The following is a 15235-nucleotide window of genomic DNA, read 5'->3' as shown; positions in this document are numbered from 1 at the left end:
TCCCGCTTGCCAAATCGTTGCGACAGGCGGAGCATCAGAGGTCGCCGACCCAATCACGGGCCGAGCTCCAAAACAGGGAGGCGGCAATGGGACAAGACGTCAGAAGTCCCCAAGGTCCACGGTGCATTGCGCTGGTGGGCCCTTTCCAGAGCGGTAAAACCACACTTCTAGAAGCCATACTGGCGCGAACGGGCGCCATTAAAAGTGCCGGCAGCGTCGATGCCGGAACTTCCGTCGGCGATGCCAGCCCCGAAGCGCGCCATCACAAGATGGGCGTGGCCTTGAGCGCCGCCACCACCACCTTCATGGGCGACAGTTACACCTTTATCGATTGTCCCGGCTCGGTCGAGTTCGCGCATGACATGCGCGCCGCGTTGCCCGCGGTCGATGCCGCGGTCGTGGTCTGCGAGGCGGACGAGAAGAAGCTGCCGCAACTGCAGATCATCCTGCGCGAGCTGGAAGATCTCGGCATTCCGCGTTTTCTGTTTTTGAACAAGATCGACCGCGCCAACAAGCGCATCCGCGAAACGCTGGCGACCCTGCAGCCGGCCTCGCGCGTGCCGCTGGTGCTGCGGCAGATTCCGATCTGGAACGGCGACTTGATCGAAGGCTTTGTCGACCTCGCACTGGAGCGCGCCTTCGTCTACCGCGAGCACAAGCCTTCCGAAGTGATCGCGCTGGAAGGCGGCGATCTCGACCGCGAGAAGGAAGCGCGCTTCTCGATGCTTGAGAAGCTCGCCGATCACGACGACGCGTTGATGGAGCAGTTGCTGGAAGACATCCAGCCGCCGCGCGATGCGGTGTTCGACGATCTCGCCCGCGAATTGCGCGAAGGGTTGATCTGCCCGGTTCTGCTGGGCGCCGCGAGCCGCGAAAACGGCGTGCTGCGGCTGATGAAGGCGCTGCGGCATGAATCGCCCGGCGTTGCTGAAACGGCGAAACGCCTCGGCGCATCGTCGCAAAAGGAGGCGCTGGCCTATGTGTTCAAGACCCTGCATCTGCAGCACGGCGGCAAGCTGTCACTGACGCGGCTGCTCGCCGGCCACCTCGACGACGGCGCGACGCTGCAATCCTCCTCCGGCGAAGCCGGACGGGTGTCCGGCATTCTCGCGGTCAACGGCGCGCACGATACCAAGCGTGCCGCGGCGGAAGCCGGCGAGACGATCGCGCTCGGCAAGCTCGACGCGATCAAGACCGGCGACACGCTGTCCAGCGGCAAGACCGCGCCGGCGGCACTGGTGCAGATCGCGCCGACACCGCCGGTGCTGGCGATGTCGCTGTCGGCGGTCGATCGCAAGGACGATGTCAAACTCGGCCAAGCGCTGCTGCGGCTGAACGAGGAGGATCCGTCGCTAACGATGATCCAGAACCAGCGCACTCACGATATCGTGCTGTGGGGGCAGGGCGAGATGCATCTGCGCGTGGCGCTCGAGCGGCTGCGCGACCGCTTCGGCGTCAACGTCAAATCGCAGCCGCCGGCGATCGGCTATCAGGAGACCATCCGCAAACCGATGACCCAGCGCGGCCGTCATAAGAAGCAATCCGGCGGCCATGGCCAGTTCGGCGACGTGGTGCTGGAAATCAAGCCGATGCCGCGGGGCTCGGGCTTCGAGTTCCACGAAAAGGTGGTCGGCGGCGCGGTGCCGAAAAATTACATCGGCGCGGTGGAAGAGGGCGTGGTCGACGGCCTCGCCAAGGGTCCGCTCGGTTTTCCCGTCATCGATGTTGAGGTTACGCTCATCGACGGTTCCTATCACAGCGTCGATTCGTCCGATCTCGCGTTCCGCACCGCGGCGCGAATCGGCATGACCGAGGCGCTGCCGCAGTGCCAGCCGGTGCTGCTGGAGCCGATCCACATGGTGGAGATCGTCTGCCCGACGGAAGCGACGGCGAAGATCAACGCCATCCTGTCGGCGCGACGCGGCCAGATTCTCGGCTTCGACACCCGCGAGGGCTGGCCGGGATGGGACTGCGTCCGCGCCACCATGCCGGAGGCGGAGATCGGCGATCTGATCGTGGAGTTGCGCTCGGCCACCGCCGGCGCCGGCGGGTTCATCCGCCAGTTCGACCGCATGGCCGAGGTCACCGGCCGCGCCGCTGACCAGATCATCGCCGCGCATCGCGTCGCGGCGTAAGTGTCCCGGCCTGGCCGCCGCAGCTCCGTCTGCGGCGGCCAGCGCGCGGCTTGACTCATTTCAGCAGAAGATAAATTGATAATCGTGGCCGGGTCTATCCCGGCCATCGACGTCTTTGGAGGAGGCTATTGCCGTGCCTAAACCCCCCGCCGCGTGCCTGATCGGATGGCCGGCCGCGCATTCGCGCTCGCCGTTGATCCATCATTACTGGCTGCGGACGCTGGGTATCGAGGGCGGCTACGTCATTGAGGCGGTGCCGCCCGACGAGTTTCAGGATTTCGTCTTCCGCCTGTCGCTGCGCGGCTTTGTCGGCGCCAACGTCACGATCCCGCACAAGGAGCGAGCGCTTGCGCTGTCGAAGCCGGACGAGCGCGCCCGCGCAGTTGGCGCCGCCAACACGCTGTGGTTCGCAGACGGCGAATTGTGCTCGACCAATACCGACGTCGAAGGCTTTATCGACAATCTCGACGCCTGCGCCAGCGGCTGGGACCAGGCAGAGGATGCGCTGGTGCTGGGCGCCGGCGGTTCGTCGCGCGCCGTCGTGTTTGGGCTGCGCGAACGCGGCGTCAAGCGCATTCATCTCGTCAATCGCACCATGGCGCGCGCGCGCGCATTGGCGGATCAATTCGGCGCGAGCGTGTTGCCCGTGGCGTGGGATGCGCTCGGCGATCTCCTGCCGCGCGCCGGGCTTCTGGTGAATACGACCTCGCTCGGCATGAAGGGCCAGCCGCCGCTGGAACTCGATGTCGGCCGGCTGCCGTCACGCGCCGTCGTCGCCGATCTCGTTTACGTGCCGCTCGACACGCCGCTGCTGACCGCTGCACGCGCGCGCGGGCTGAAGACCGCCGATGGGCTCGGCATGCTCTTGCATCAGGCGGTGCGGGGATTCGAACTGTGGTTCGGACGGCGCCCCGAGGTGACGCCGGAGCTTCGTGCGCTCGTCGAAGCCGATCTCACGAATACATGATCGGCCGGCGCGCCTGAACCCGATCACGCCTTGATGATCGGTAGGCGGGGCGCCAGCCGTGGAATAGGCCTTTCCTCCCGGTGTTGGCGTTGGATTGGGCGCCGATCCAACTTTGGGAGGACTACCATGCCGAAATGTTCTTCATGGCCGCGCGTGCTCGCGGCCTCGCTGATCTGCGTCATCCTGCTCGGATCGGTGGTCTGGGCACAGCAGTCGCCGACGGTGCGCATTCGCGGCACCATTGAGGCCGTCGACGGGTCCATGCTGTCGATCAAGTCGCGCGAGGGCGCCGACATGAAGGTCCGTCTCACCGACAATGTCGCCGTGTTCGGCGTGGCGAAGACCGCGCTGTCCGAGATCAAGGAAGGCTCCTACATCGGCGTCACCGGCATGCCGGAGCCGGACGGCACCCAGAAGGCGGTCGCGGTGCATATCTTCCCGGAGAACCAGCGCGGTGCGGCCGAAGGTTTTCGGCCGTGGGATCAGCGCCCGAACTCGACCATGACCAACGCCACCGTCGCCCAGACGGTGAAGGGCACCGACGGGCAGAATATTTTGGTCAAATACAAGGACGGCGAAAAGAAAGTCGTGGTGCCGCCGGATACGCCTGTTGTCACCTTCGTCGCCGGCGACAAGTCCGAACTGAAGCCGGGCGCGAAGATCATCATCTTCGGCGCGGTGAAGAAGGACGACGGCATGTTGGAAGCCAACCGCGTCAATGTCGGCCGCGACGGCATCACGCCACCGATGTGAGTTAGTTCTGGCGGCGTCGCCTCTTACCCTCTCCCCTTGTGGGAGAGGGTGGATCAATCGCGCGGCAAGCGCGATTGAGACGGGTGAGGGGTTCTCTCCGCGGAGACAGACCCCTCATCCGGCGCTGCGCGCCACCTTCTCCCACAAGGGGAGAAGGGAAGAAAGAGCTCTCTCTAAACCGCCAGCACGCGATCGTCGATCTCGGCAATCGTATTGACGCCGCACAGCCCCATCGTGGTGAGCATTTCCTTGGCCAGGATGTCGAGCGCCTTGGCGACGCCGGCTTCGCCGCCAGCCCCTAAGCCATAGGCATAGGCGCGGCCGATCATGCAGGATTTGGCGCCGAGCGCGAGCGCGCGCACTACGTCCTGGCCGGAGCGGATGCCGCCGTCGAACATGATCTCCATCTTCGAGCCGACGGTATCGACGATTTCGGGCAGCACCTCGATCGAGGACGGCGCGCCGTCGAGCTGGCGGCCGCCATGGTTGGAGACCACGATCGCCTGCGCGCCGGTCTTGGCGGCTTCCTCGGCGTCCTCGACGTCGAGAATGCCTTTGAGGATCAGCTTGCCCGGCCAGATCGAGCGGATCCAGTCGAGGTCCTTCCAGCTTAGCGAGGTATCGAACTGCGAGGCCGTCCATTCCGAGAGTTTGGTGAGATCCTCGGTGCCTTTGACGTGGCCGACGATGTTGCCGAAGGTACGGCGCTTGCCGCGCAGCACACCCGCGACCCATGAAGGCTTGCTCGCAAAATCGATCAGCTTCGACAGCGACCATTCCGGCGGCACCGTCATGCCGTTCTTGATGTCCTGATGGCGCTGGCCGATCACCTGCAAATCGACGGTCAGCACCAGCGCCGAGCATTTCGCCGCGATCGCGCGCTCGATCAGCGATTTGATGAAGCCGCGGTCCTTCATCACGTAGAGCTGGAACCAGAACGGCTTGTCGACGCTGGCTGCGATATCCTCGATCGAGCAGATCGACATCGTGCTTTGGGTGAAGGGAATGCCGGCGGCCTGCGCGGCGCGGCAGGCATGGATCTCGCCGTCGCCATGCTGCATGCCGAGCAGGCCGACCGGGGCGAGAATCAAGGGCATCGCGGCGGGCTCGCCGAGGATCGTCGTGGAGAGATCGCGCTTGGAGACGTCGACCAGAATGCGCTGGCGGAACTTGATCTGCCGCAGATCCTCGGAATTGGCCCGCAGCGTGTCCTCGGTGTAGGAGCCACGGTCGGCGTAGTCGAAAAACGCCTTGGGAACCCTGCGCTTGTGCAACTGGCGCAGATCCTCAATGCAGGTGATGTGCTTCATGGACGTCCCGGCCCTTCTTGAAACTTCTTCGCTGCGTCGTCATCTAGCATGGTTGGATGGCCAGCCAAATCGCATCTCGCGGCGCCATTCCCGGGAGAACATCCCATGACCGGACCACGCAGCGCCGCCCCCACCGGGACCGGCCCGGCCGATAGCGAGGAAAAGCGCCAGCTCGACGACGCGCTGGAGGAGGGGCTGGAAGAGACCTTTCCGGCATCCGACCCGGTCAATGTCACCCAGCCGGCGCCTTCGAAAGGCGACCAGCACGTCAAGCGGCGCGGTTAAGCCGGCAGGCCGATGGCTGCTTGGCGTGAATATCCAGACATAACAAATAGTTATATTGCCTTTTGGCCGCCAATGGCCGTAATGATTCATCATATTTTTTGAAGCCATTTTAGCGGGCGAAGGATTATAACCCCCAGCACGCTACGATGGAGGCGTTCGGGATTCGTGGCCGTGATGGCCTGAAGACCTGGAATGGCTGGGGGTCACATGAGCCGCAAATATTTCGGTACCGACGGAATTCGGGGCCGCGCCAATGGTCTGATCACGCCGGAGCTCGCGCTCAAGGTGGGGCAGGCGGCCGGTCTGGTGTTTCAGCGTGGCGATCACCGCCACCGCGTCGTCATCGGCAAGGATACGCGTCTCTCCGGCTACATGATCGAATACGCCATGGTGGCCGGATTTACCTCGGTCGGCATGGACGTGCTGCTGCTCGGCCCGATGCCGACGCCGGCGGTCGCGATGCTGACCAAGTCGATGCGCGCCGATCTCGGCGTGATGATTTCAGCGTCGCACAATCTGTTCGAGGACAACGGCATCAAGCTGTTCGGTCCGCAGGGCTTCAAACTGTCCGACGATGTCGAGAAGCAGATCGAGCAACTGCTCGACGAGCCGATCGACCGTCGCTTGGCGCAGAGTGCCAGCCTCGGGCGCGCCCGCCGCATCGACGGCGTCCACGACCGCTATATCGAATTCGCCAAGCGCACGTTGCCGCGCGAGCTCTCGCTCGACGGCCTGCGCGTCGTGATCGATTGCGCGCACGGCGCGGCCTACAAGGTGGTGCCGGAAGCGCTGTGGGAATTGGGCGCAGACGTCATCGCGATCGGCGTCGAGCCTGACGGTTTCAACATCAACAAGGAATGCGGCTCGACCTCACCGGAGGCGCTTGCCAAGAAGGTGCGCGAGATGCGCGCCGATATCGGCATTGCGCTCGACGGCGACGCCGATCGCGTCATCCTGGTCGACGAGCGCGGCCACGTCGTCGACGGCGACCAGTTGCTCGCGGTGATCGCGCAGAGCTGGAATGAAGAGGGCCGGCTCGCCAAGCCCGGCATCGTCACCACCGTAATGTCCAACCTCGGCCTCGAGCGCTTCCTTGAAGGGCAGGGGCTCGGCATGGTGCGTACCCCGGTCGGCGACCGCTACGTGCTCGAGCAGATGCTCGCGCAGGGCTACAATCTCGGCGGCGAACCCTCAGGTCATATCATTCTCTCCGACTACGCCACGACCGGCGACGGATTCGTCGCCGCGCTGCAGGTGCTGGCCGTGGTTCAAAAGCTTCGCCGCCCGGTGTCGGAGGTCTGCCATCGCTTCGACCCGCTGCCGCAGATCTTGAAGAACGTGCGCTATCGCTCCGGCAAGCCGCTTGACCACGCCGAGGTGAAATCGGCGATCTTGGACGGCGAGAATCGCCTCAACGGCCACGGCCGGCTGCTGGTCCGTTCGTCCGGCACCGAGCCTGTGATCCGCGTGATGGGCGAGGGCGACGACCGCCTCCTGGTCGAGGAAGTCGTCGACCAGATCGTCAACGCGCTCGGCCACGCCGCGGCGGCATAAGCACGCTTTATCCAGAGGACGCGCGATTGCTGATCGGCGGTGCGCAGGAGCGCATCGCAGCTATCGGCTATTGCTGCTGGTCGCAACCGGGCGTGCGGCGTAAAAGGCGGCATTGCGTCCACGAATCCATTTCGGGAATGCGCCGTTGAACAAGCCCGTCATCGTAACGGAGGAAACCGCGACCGCGCCGGTGGTCGTGTCGGACGCGGCGCCGGGGCTCGCTGCGAAAGCGGCCGTGGCAGGGCCGGCTTACATTGTGCTCGCCGGCATCAGCTTCTCGCATTTCCTCAACGACACCATGCAGTCGTTGATCGCCTCGGTCTATCCGATCTTGAAGGACGCCTACGCGCTCGACTATGCGCAGATCGGCATGATCACGCTGGCGTTCCAGTTCACCGCGTCGCTGCTGCAGCCCGTCGTCGGGCACTTCACCGACAAGAAGGCGCAGCCGTTCTCGCTCGCGATCGGCATGGGCTTTACGTTTTTCGGCTTGCTGCTGCTCAGCGTCGCGCATCTTTATCCGATCATCCTGATCGCGGCAGCGCTGGTCGGGCTTGGCTCGGCGGTGTTTCATCCGGAGTCGGCGCGGATCGCGCGCCTGGCTTCCGGCGGGCGCTACGGCTTCGCGCAATCGGTGTTTCAGCTCGGCGGCAGTTTCGGCACGTCGATGGGACCGGTGCTGGCCGCGCTGATCGTGGTACCGTTCGGCCAGCCCTCGATCGCCTGGTTCTCGTCGATCGCGTTTCTGGCGATCGTGATCCTGTGGCGGATCGGCGTTTGGTACAAGCCGCAGATCACGACGAAGAAATCGGCTGTGGTGGAACGTCATCCGGACTTGCCGGATTCCCGGCGCGTCAGAATCGCGCTCGCGGTGCTGGTTGCGCTGTTGTTTTCGAAGCAGCTCTACGTATCGAGCCTGTCGAGCTACTACATCTTCTATCTGATCGAAAAGTTTCAGGTATCGACGCAGGCAGCCCAGCTCTATCTCTTCCTGTTTCTTGCCGCCAATGCGGTGGGCGCATTTTTCGGCGGGCCGCTCGGCGATCGCTTCGGGCGCAAATACGTCATCTGGTTCTCGATCCTCGGCGCGCTGCCGTTCACGCTGGCGCTGCCCTATGCCGGCCTCGTCGGCAGCGCGGTGCTGACGGTGTTGATCGGCCTGATTATCTCATCGGCGACGTCGTCGATCATCGTGTTCGCGCAGGAGCTGATGCCGCATCGCTTCGGGATGATCTCCGGCGTGTTCTTCGGCGTCGCCTTCGGCATCGGTGGACTGGGCGCGGCGGTGCTCGGCAAGCTTGCCGATCACACAGGCATCGCCTTCGTCTATCACCTCTGCGCATTCCTGCCGGCGCTCGGTCTGCTCGCGGTGTTCCTGCCGAAGATGCCGCAGCACGCGCGCTGACGAATTATCGCGAGGCGAGGGCGTAGCTCGCCGCATCAACAAAGTCTTAACGGCGCGGCAACACGCCGATTCTCAATACATCGTTAGGATGTATGACGCTGTCGCTTGTCGTGTTGCAAATGCATCGAAACTCGCGTCGCAAACATCGCCGCGAAGAAAGTCAGAGATTGTCAACCTTAAAAATTAGGGTTAAGCGCCGCTTAAGCATTTAATGCCATCGTCCGTCCGTGAGTTTTTGAAGTGAGGCCCCTTTGCAGTCAGCCTCACCGGACAAAAGGACGAGCCCATGCGTAGCGTTAAGTCTTTCATTGCCGCCGGTGCGGCCACTTTATTGTCCCAGGCGGCGTTTGCCGCCGACATGGCGATTGCGCCGCCTCCTTATGCTCCGGCCCCGGTGGTCGAGGATTTCGGCGGCTGGTATCTGCGCGGCGATATCGGCATGACCAATCAGAGCGCGAAGAGAATCGACAGCTTGACTGCGCAGACCTTCCCAACGACGACCGTGGGTCTCGGCTTCGACAGCTCGATGCTGTTCGACCTCGGTGTCGGCTATCGCTTCAACAACTGGTTCCGTGCGGACGTGATCGGCCAGTACCGCGGTCGCGCCAACCTCCACGGCTCGGACACAGTCGTCCTTGGGCCCGACGACATCGGAGTCAACAACTACACCGGCAGCAAATCCGAGTGGGTTGTCATGGCGAATGCCTATGTCGACCTCGGAACCTGGTGGTGCATCACGCCATTCATCGGCGCCGGTGTCGGTGGGTCGTACAACAAGCTCAGCGGCTTCCGCGACGACGGCGTTCGCTACACCGCAGGCGTCCTGTCCAACAGCGTTACTTACTTCGCCGACAATGGGAAGTGGAATTTGGCCTGGGCGGCCCATGCCGGTCTTGCCTATAAGGTCAGTCCAGCGTTTACCGTCGAACTCGCCTACAGCTACATGAATCTCGGCGATGCAGCCCCCGGCAACTACCGTGCGTTCGACAACAGCATCTCAGGTGCATCGTCGATCAAGATCAAGGACATCACCTCGCATGACGTGAAGCTCGGCGTGCGCTGGGATCTCACCAGCCCGGAGGTCTACGCGCCGCCGCCGCTGATCCGCAAAGGTTAATCGCGACCTTCGTTCGTTAACATTTGCAAACGGCGCGGGAGCTCTTCCCGCGCCGTTTTGCTTTTGACGGATCGCGATGCAGAGCTGCAACTGCGAAAAATGTTTGCCTGCTTTTCGGCAAGATTGCGCCAATCGGAAGGCGCAACAACCATTGGTTAAGGTTAACAGGCGATGATCAGCGCCAAGTTCAGAGTTTTCCGATGGAGCGTTGCGATGCGTCGTTTTTTGCTGGTGGCGGCAATGTGTGGAGCAGTAAGCGGTGCGCGGGCGGCCGATATGCCGGACTTTCCGTCCCTACGCGGCAGTTTCATCGAGGGGCCTAGCAGCACGGTGAATTGGCAAGGCGGCTACATCGGTGGACATGCCGCCTATGGCACTTCCAACATGAATTTTGCGAATTCAACGAGGACCATCGCGGCGCGCCTCTTGGACGGCACGGAGATGGAGAACGTCCAGCGAATATCGGAGTGGCCGATCATGGGAAAAGTTTCGGCCCACGGAGAGGGGTTCGGCGGATTCGTCGGCTACAACTTCCAGTGGACCGACGTCGTCGTAGGCGTTGAACTGAATTACACGCACGGCAAGTTCGGCGGCTCGCAGACCGGCAGCATGTCGCGGTTCTTCACGCTTCCTTCCGGATATACGGTTGGCGCCACCTATGAAGGGACTGCGCGGATGAATATTTCCGACATGGGAACGCTTCGCGTCCGCGGCGCTTACGCGTATGGTTCGTTCCTGCCTTATATGTTTGCCGGCATCGCGCTGGGGCAGGCCGATATCATTCGTACCGCCCGTGTTTTCGGAAATCAGGTCAATCCGGCCGCCGCGCCGGGATTCCAGAACGTACCGTTCGATGTCAGCGCTACCGACGGCCAGTATAGCCACTTGATCTACGGCTACTCGTTCGGCATCGGCACCGAAGTGATGCTGATATCGGGCCTGTTCCTGCGCGCGGAATGGGAATACGTGCGCTTTGCCTCTTCGATTGACACCAGCATCAACACGGTCCGCGCCGGCCTCGGCTACAAATTCTGATCCCGTCACGGCGGCGCCGGTCCGGCACCGTTGACAGAATTGCTGCCGCCTGTTGCACTGCCGCCCCAACGAGGGCGGCGCATGAAGGTCTACGGCGATACCAATTCCGGCAACTGCCTGAAGGTGAAGTGGGTGTGCGATCTTCTCGCGCTGCCCTACACCTGGATAGCGGTCGATACGCTCAAGGGCGAGACGCGGACCGCGGACTTCCTCAAGCTCAACGGCGCCGGCCAGGTGCCGACGATCGAACTCGACGACGGCCGCGCGCTGGCGCAATCCAACGCCATCATCCGCTATCTCGCCCGCGGTTCTCGTCTCATTCCGCAAGCTGCGTTCGCGGAAGCGAAGATGGACGAGTGGCTGTTCTGGGAACAATACAGCCACGAGCCCTACATCGCCGTCTGCCGCTTCCAGATGTTCTACCTGAAGAAGCCGGCCTCCGATCTCGACCCTGAAAAGGTCAAGCGCGGCTATGCGGCGCTGGCGCGGATGGAGCATCAGCTTGCGCTGACGCCGTTCCTGGTCGGCGACGCCGTCACGCTCGCCGACATATCGCTATTGGCCTATACCCGCGTGGCGCACGAAGGCGGCTTCCATCTCGACGGCTACGCCGCGGTGCGCCGCTGGATCGGCGAGACCGAGAAATTTCTCGCCCTTGCGCCGGCGCGCTGACTTCACCGGAATGCATCATGGCTGAGATTGCGAGGATCACTATCCGCCCCGCGCGCCGCGAGGACGTCGGCGCCATCATCGCCATGCTGGCGGACGATCCGCTCGGCGGCGCGCGCGAGCGGATCGAAGATCCACTGCCCCAATCCTATTTCACGGCCTTTGAACGGCTGCAGCACGATCCGAACATCTTTCTCGTCGTCGCCGAGGACGGCGAGGCCGCTGTGGTCGGTTGCCTGCAGCTATGCATTCTGCCGGGGCTGAGCTCGCAGGGCGCTTCGCGCGGCCTGATCGAGGATGTCCGCGTCGCCAGCCACTGCCGCAGCCGCGGCATCGGCGAGCAGATGGTGCAGTGGGCGGTTGTGGAAGCGCGCGCGAGGGAATGCAAACTGGTCGAATTGCTGACGCATCACACCCGCGTCGATGCGCAGCGGTTTTACGAGCGCTTGGGTTTTGCGCGCAGCCATGTCGGCATGACGTTGCGATTCTGACTTCTCTGACTTCGCCTGCGGTTGAAGCGCATTTGCGACCAATGCCTGAGGTAGTTGTCGGTGTTCGATCCAGTTAACAAGCGATAAACTACGCGTGCGTCCGTGATTTTACGGACAGGAGCGTCTCCGCTATGCCGGCGTCTCCCATGGGGCTTGGGCGGCTTTGGGGATTTCCAATGAAGAAATATTCGATTGTCCGGATCGGAAGCGAATATGTCGTGCAGGCCGGGGAGACCAGTATTTTGAAGGTATCGAGCCGGCGGGAGGCCGCCAAGCTGGTCACCGATGCAGCCGAACTTCTGCAGCAAGGGCCGCAGTCTTCAGAGGACGAACAGCCATCAATCGAGCGTGAAGCACCCGAAGCTTCTTGACGATCGGGCCCGATTCCCCTAATGACCGCGGCGGGACACCTCCCCCCAACGGGAGGCTTACTATCTGGAAGGATAGATCATGACCGTAGCGAAGCCCGCTTCGCGGCCGAACGTGCCGCATTTTTCCTCCGGCCCCTGTGCCAAGCGCCCCGGCTGGAATCCCCAAAATCTCAAGGACGCAGCCCTCGGCCGCTCGCACCGCGCGAAGATCGGTAAAGCGCGGCTCAAGCTCGCGATCGAATTGACGCGCGAAGTGCTGGAAGTGCCGGCCGACTACAAGATCGGCATCGTGCCGGCGTCCGATACCGGCGCGGTCGAAATGGCGTTGTGGTCGCTGCTCGGTGCGCGCCCCGTCACCACGATCGCCTGGGAATCCTTCGGCGAGGGCTGGGTCAGCGACATCGTCAAGGAATTGAAGCTCAAGGACGTCACCAAGCTGCACGCCGGCTATGGCGATCTTCCCGATTTGAGTAAGGTCGATCAGGCTTCCGACATCGTCTTCACCTGGAACGGCACGACGTCAGGCGTGCGCGTGCCGAACGCCGACTGGATCAGCGCGGACCGCCAAGGCCTCACGATTTGCGACGCGACGTCGGCTGCGTTTGCGCAAGCACTCGATTTCGCAAAACTCGATGTAGTGACGTTCTCCTGGCAGAAGGCGCTGGGCGGCGAGGCCGCGCACGGCATGCTGATCCTCTCACCGCGCGCGGTGGAGCGGCTCGAGACCTACAAGCCGGCCTGGCCGCTGCCGAAGATTTTCCGCCTCACCAAGGGCGGCAAGCTCAATCAGGGCATCTTCGAGGGCGAGACCATCAACACGCCGTCGATGTTGTGCGTCGAGGACTATCTCGATGCCTTGAACTGGGCGAAATCGATCGGCGGCCTGAAGGCCCTGATCGCGCGCGCCGACGCCAACACCAAGGTGCTGTCGGACTGGAAGGCGAAAACGCCGTGGATCGACTTCCTGGCCAAGGATGCGTCGATCCGCTCCAACACCTCGGTGTGCCTGAAGTTCATCGATCCCGCGATCACCTCGCTGACCGCCGACGCGCAGGCCGAGTTCTCCAAGAAGCTGGTTGCGCTGGTGGAGAAGGAAGCCGCCGGTTACGACTTCGCCTATTACCGCGATGCGCCCGCGGGCCTGCGGATCTGGTGCGGCGCCACGGTAGAAGCCTCCGACGTCGCGCTGCTGACGCAGTGGATCGACTGGGCGTTTGCCGAGACCAAGGCCGCGCTGCCGAAGGCGGCTTGATGCTCGACCCTCCCCTGGAGGGGGAGGGTCGACGCAGCGTAGGTGCGGCGGGGCGGGGTGATCTCTCCGCACCCGACGCACGCAGAATTCGCATCGACAGTTTCACCCCATCCCGGCGCTTCGCGCCGACCTTCCCCCTCCAGGGGAAGGTGTGAAGGAAACACCGCAATGTCCAAACCCAAAGTTCTCATTTCCGACGCGCTATCTCCCGCCGCCGTCCAGATCTTCAAGGATCGCGGCGTCGAGGTCGACTTCCAGCCCAATCTCGGCAAGGACAAGGACAAGCTCGCCGAAATCATCGGCAACTACGATGGCCTGGCGATCCGCTCGGCGACGAAGGCGACCGCGAAGATCATCGACAAGGCGAAGAAGCTGAAAGTGATCGGCCGCGCCGGCATCGGCGTCGACAACGTCGAAATTCCCGCGGCGACCGCCAAGGGCATCATCGTGATGAACACGCCGTTCGGCAATTCCATCACCACCGCTGAACACGCGATCACTTTGATGCTGGCGCTGGCGCGTGAAATTCCGCAGGCCGACGCCTCGACGCAGGCCGGCAAGTGGGAGAAGAACCGCTTCATGGGCGTCGAGATCACCGGCAAGACCTTAGGGGTGGTCGGCTGCGGCAATATCGGCTCGATCGCCGCCGACCGCGCGCTGGGGCTGCGCATGAAGGTGGTCGCGTTCGATCCGTTCCTGTCGCCGGAGCGCGCCAAGGATATCGGCGTCGAGAAGGTCGAGCTCGACGAATTGTTCAAGCGCGCCGACTTCATCACGCTACACACGCCGCTGACCGAGAAGACCAGGAACATCATCGACGCGGCGGCGCTCGCCAAGATGAAGAAGGGCGTCCGCATTATCAATTGCGCGCGCGGCGGTTTGGTCGACGAGCAGGCGTTGCTCGATGCGCTGAATTCCAAGCATGTCGCCGGCGCCGCCTTCGACGTCTTCGTCGAGGAGCCCGCCACCAAGAACGTGCTGTTCGGCCATCCCAACGTGATCTGTACGCCGCATCTTGGCGCCTCCACCACGGAAGCGCAGGAGAACGTCGCGCTGCAGGTCGCCGAGCAGATGTCGGACTATCTTCTCACCGGCGCGATCTCGAACGCGGTGAACTTCCCCTCGATCACGGCGGAGGAAGCGCCGAAGCTGAAGCCGTTCATCGAGCTCGCCGAAAAGCTCGGCTCGTTCGCGGGCCAGCTCACCGAGAGCGGCATCCTGAAGACGGAGATCACCTATGAGGGACACGTCGCCGAGATGAAGATCAAGGCGATCACCTCTGCGGTGCTGTCGGGCCTGCTGCGCCCGATGCTGGGCGAGGTCAACGTGGTCTCCGCGCCGGTCGTCGCGAAGGAGCGCGGCATGGTGGTCGACGAGATCGTGCGCGCGGCGCAGAGCGACTACGAAAGCCTGATCACGGTGACCGTCACCACCGAACGGCAGGAGCGTTCCGTCTCCGGCACCGTCTATCACGACGGCAAGCCGCGGCTGGTCGACATCAAGGGCATCCGCGTCGACGCTGAGTTCGGCAAGTCGATGATCTATGTCACCAACGAAGACAAGCCCGGCTTCATCGGCAGCTTCGCCAGCCTGCTCGGCGACGCCAAGATCAACATCGCCACCTTCCATCTCGGCCGCGTCAAGCAGGGCGGCGACGCCATCGCGCTGGTCGAGATCGACGGTCCCGTGCCGGCCGACGTACTTGCCAAGGTGCAGGCACTGCCGCAGGTGAAGCAGGCCAAGGCGTTGGCGTTTTAAAACGCGCATCCCCTTCCTTCCGGGGAAGGTCCTTCGCTGCGGTGCTGCCGCGGCGAAAATCCCGATCGAACCGATTCCTTCCTCGCCGCGTCTCATGACCGGGAGTGGTGGGCGTTGTTTGTCCGCCGCCATC

At 63.2% G+C, this 15235-nt stretch carries 14 protein-coding genes; 13 read left to right on the top strand and 1 reads right to left on the bottom strand.

The genetic code is table 11. From position 1 onward, the window contains the following. Positions 1-86: 86 nt before the first annotated feature. The 3 genes from V1292_RS02185 (at position 87) to V1292_RS02175 (ending at position 3855) form a co-directional block, all read left to right on the top strand. A complete protein-coding gene (locus tag V1292_RS02185) occupies positions 87-2135 on the top strand; it encodes an elongation factor G (protein ID WP_334370111.1) in 2049 nt (682 codons plus the stop codon). A 127-nt stretch (positions 2136-2262) separates the two neighbouring features. Then, on the top strand, positions 2263-3102 hold the full coding sequence (locus V1292_RS02180; RefSeq protein WP_442895592.1) for a shikimate dehydrogenase: 840 nt from the start codon (positions 2263-2265) through the stop codon (positions 3100-3102). Positions 3103-3228: 126 nt separating this feature from the next. Then, entirely contained in the window at positions 3229-3855 is a 627-nt protein-coding gene (locus tag V1292_RS02175; protein WP_334370109.1) for a hypothetical protein, read from the top strand. Between the two features lie 173 nt (positions 3856-4028). Here V1292_RS02175 and V1292_RS02170 read toward each other — a convergent pair whose 3' ends face one another. Then, a complete protein-coding gene (locus V1292_RS02170) occupies positions 4029-5165 on the bottom strand; it encodes an alpha-hydroxy acid oxidase (protein WP_334370108.1) in 1137 nt (378 codons plus the stop codon). Positions 5166-5270: 105 nt separating this feature from the next. On the opposite strand from V1292_RS02170, the gene V1292_RS02165 reads away from it, so the two are divergent. From V1292_RS02165 to serA, 10 genes are all read left to right on the top strand, one after another. Further along, complete coding sequence (locus V1292_RS02165; RefSeq protein ID WP_334370107.1) at positions 5271-5450, top strand: hypothetical protein; 180 nt, start codon at positions 5271-5273, stop codon at positions 5448-5450. A gap of 207 nt (positions 5451-5657) precedes the next feature. Beyond that, positions 5658-7004, top strand: coding sequence for a phosphoglucosamine mutase (glmM, locus tag V1292_RS02160; protein ID WP_334376914.1), 1347 nt, complete (start codon positions 5658-5660; stop codon positions 7002-7004). A gap of 145 nt (positions 7005-7149) precedes the next feature. Continuing rightward, positions 7150-8409: an MFS transporter gene (locus V1292_RS02155; RefSeq protein WP_334370106.1), complete on the top strand. Its 1260-nt coding sequence runs from the start codon at positions 7150-7152 to the stop codon at positions 8407-8409. Positions 8410-8695: 286 nt separating this feature from the next. Further along, positions 8696-9526, top strand: coding sequence for an outer membrane protein (locus V1292_RS02150; RefSeq protein WP_334370105.1), 831 nt, complete (start codon positions 8696-8698; stop codon positions 9524-9526). 213 nt (positions 9527-9739) lie between these two features. Continuing rightward, the gene (locus V1292_RS02145) at positions 9740-10561 is read left to right on the top strand and encodes an outer membrane protein (protein WP_334370104.1); all 822 of its coding nucleotides are present in this window, start codon (positions 9740-9742) and stop codon (positions 10559-10561) included. An 81-nt stretch (positions 10562-10642) separates the two neighbouring features. Next, the gene (locus V1292_RS02140; protein ID WP_334370103.1) at positions 10643-11233 is read left to right on the top strand and encodes a glutathione S-transferase family protein; all 591 of its coding nucleotides are present in this window, start codon (positions 10643-10645) and stop codon (positions 11231-11233) included. A gap of 17 nt (positions 11234-11250) precedes the next feature. After that, positions 11251-11721, top strand: a complete 471-nt coding sequence (locus V1292_RS02135; RefSeq protein ID WP_334370102.1) for a GNAT family N-acetyltransferase — start codon at positions 11251-11253, stop codon at positions 11719-11721. A 176-nt stretch (positions 11722-11897) separates the two neighbouring features. Next, positions 11898-12092, top strand: a complete 195-nt coding sequence (locus V1292_RS02130; RefSeq protein WP_334370101.1) for a hypothetical protein — start codon at positions 11898-11900, stop codon at positions 12090-12092. 79 nt (positions 12093-12171) lie between these two features. Then, complete coding sequence (locus V1292_RS02125; protein ID WP_334370100.1) at positions 12172-13344, top strand: phosphoserine transaminase; 1173 nt, start codon at positions 12172-12174, stop codon at positions 13342-13344. Positions 13345-13512: 168 nt separating this feature from the next. Further along, on the top strand, positions 13513-15102 hold the full coding sequence (gene serA, locus V1292_RS02120; protein WP_334370099.1) for a phosphoglycerate dehydrogenase: 1590 nt from the start codon (positions 13513-13515) through the stop codon (positions 15100-15102). Positions 15103-15235 lie beyond the last annotated feature (133 nt).

This window comes from Bradyrhizobium sp. AZCC 1719 (genome assembly GCF_036924525.1).
In the GTDB taxonomy this organism is placed as follows: domain Bacteria; phylum Pseudomonadota; class Alphaproteobacteria; order Rhizobiales; family Xanthobacteraceae; genus Bradyrhizobium.
This window is presented reverse-complemented; position numbering and strand designations above follow the sequence as displayed.

What these genes read in the sequence shown, in the direction of transcription:
- V1292_RS02175 (WP_334370109.1), top strand. Translation starts at nt 3,229, where the DNA reads ATGCCGAAATGTTCTTCATGGCCGCGCGTGCTCGCGGCCTCGCTGATC.
- V1292_RS02145 (WP_334370104.1), top strand. Translation starts at nt 9,740, where the DNA reads ATGCGTCGTTTTTTGCTGGTGGCGGCAATGTGTGGAGCAGTAAGCGGT.
- V1292_RS02130 (WP_334370101.1), top strand. Translation starts at nt 11,898, where the DNA reads ATGAAGAAATATTCGATTGTCCGGATCGGAAGCGAATATGTCGTGCAG.
- V1292_RS02165 (WP_334370107.1), top strand. Translation starts at nt 5,271, where the DNA reads ATGACCGGACCACGCAGCGCCGCCCCCACCGGGACCGGCCCGGCCGAT.
- serA (WP_334370099.1), top strand. Translation starts at nt 13,513, where the DNA reads ATGTCCAAACCCAAAGTTCTCATTTCCGACGCGCTATCTCCCGCCGCC.
- V1292_RS02135 (WP_334370102.1), top strand. Translation starts at nt 11,251, where the DNA reads ATGGCTGAGATTGCGAGGATCACTATCCGCCCCGCGCGCCGCGAGGAC.
- V1292_RS02140 (WP_334370103.1), top strand. Translation starts at nt 10,643, where the DNA reads ATGAAGGTCTACGGCGATACCAATTCCGGCAACTGCCTGAAGGTGAAG.
- V1292_RS02170 (WP_334370108.1), bottom strand. Translation starts at nt 5,165, where the DNA reads ATGAAGCACATCACCTGCATTGAGGATCTGCGCCAGTTGCACAAGCGC.
- V1292_RS02125 (WP_334370100.1), top strand. Translation starts at nt 12,172, where the DNA reads ATGACCGTAGCGAAGCCCGCTTCGCGGCCGAACGTGCCGCATTTTTCC.
- glmM (WP_334376914.1), top strand. Translation starts at nt 5,658, where the DNA reads ATGAGCCGCAAATATTTCGGTACCGACGGAATTCGGGGCCGCGCCAAT.
- V1292_RS02150 (WP_334370105.1), top strand. Translation starts at nt 8,696, where the DNA reads ATGCGTAGCGTTAAGTCTTTCATTGCCGCCGGTGCGGCCACTTTATTG.
- V1292_RS02185 (WP_334370111.1), top strand. Translation starts at nt 87, where the DNA reads ATGGGACAAGACGTCAGAAGTCCCCAAGGTCCACGGTGCATTGCGCTG.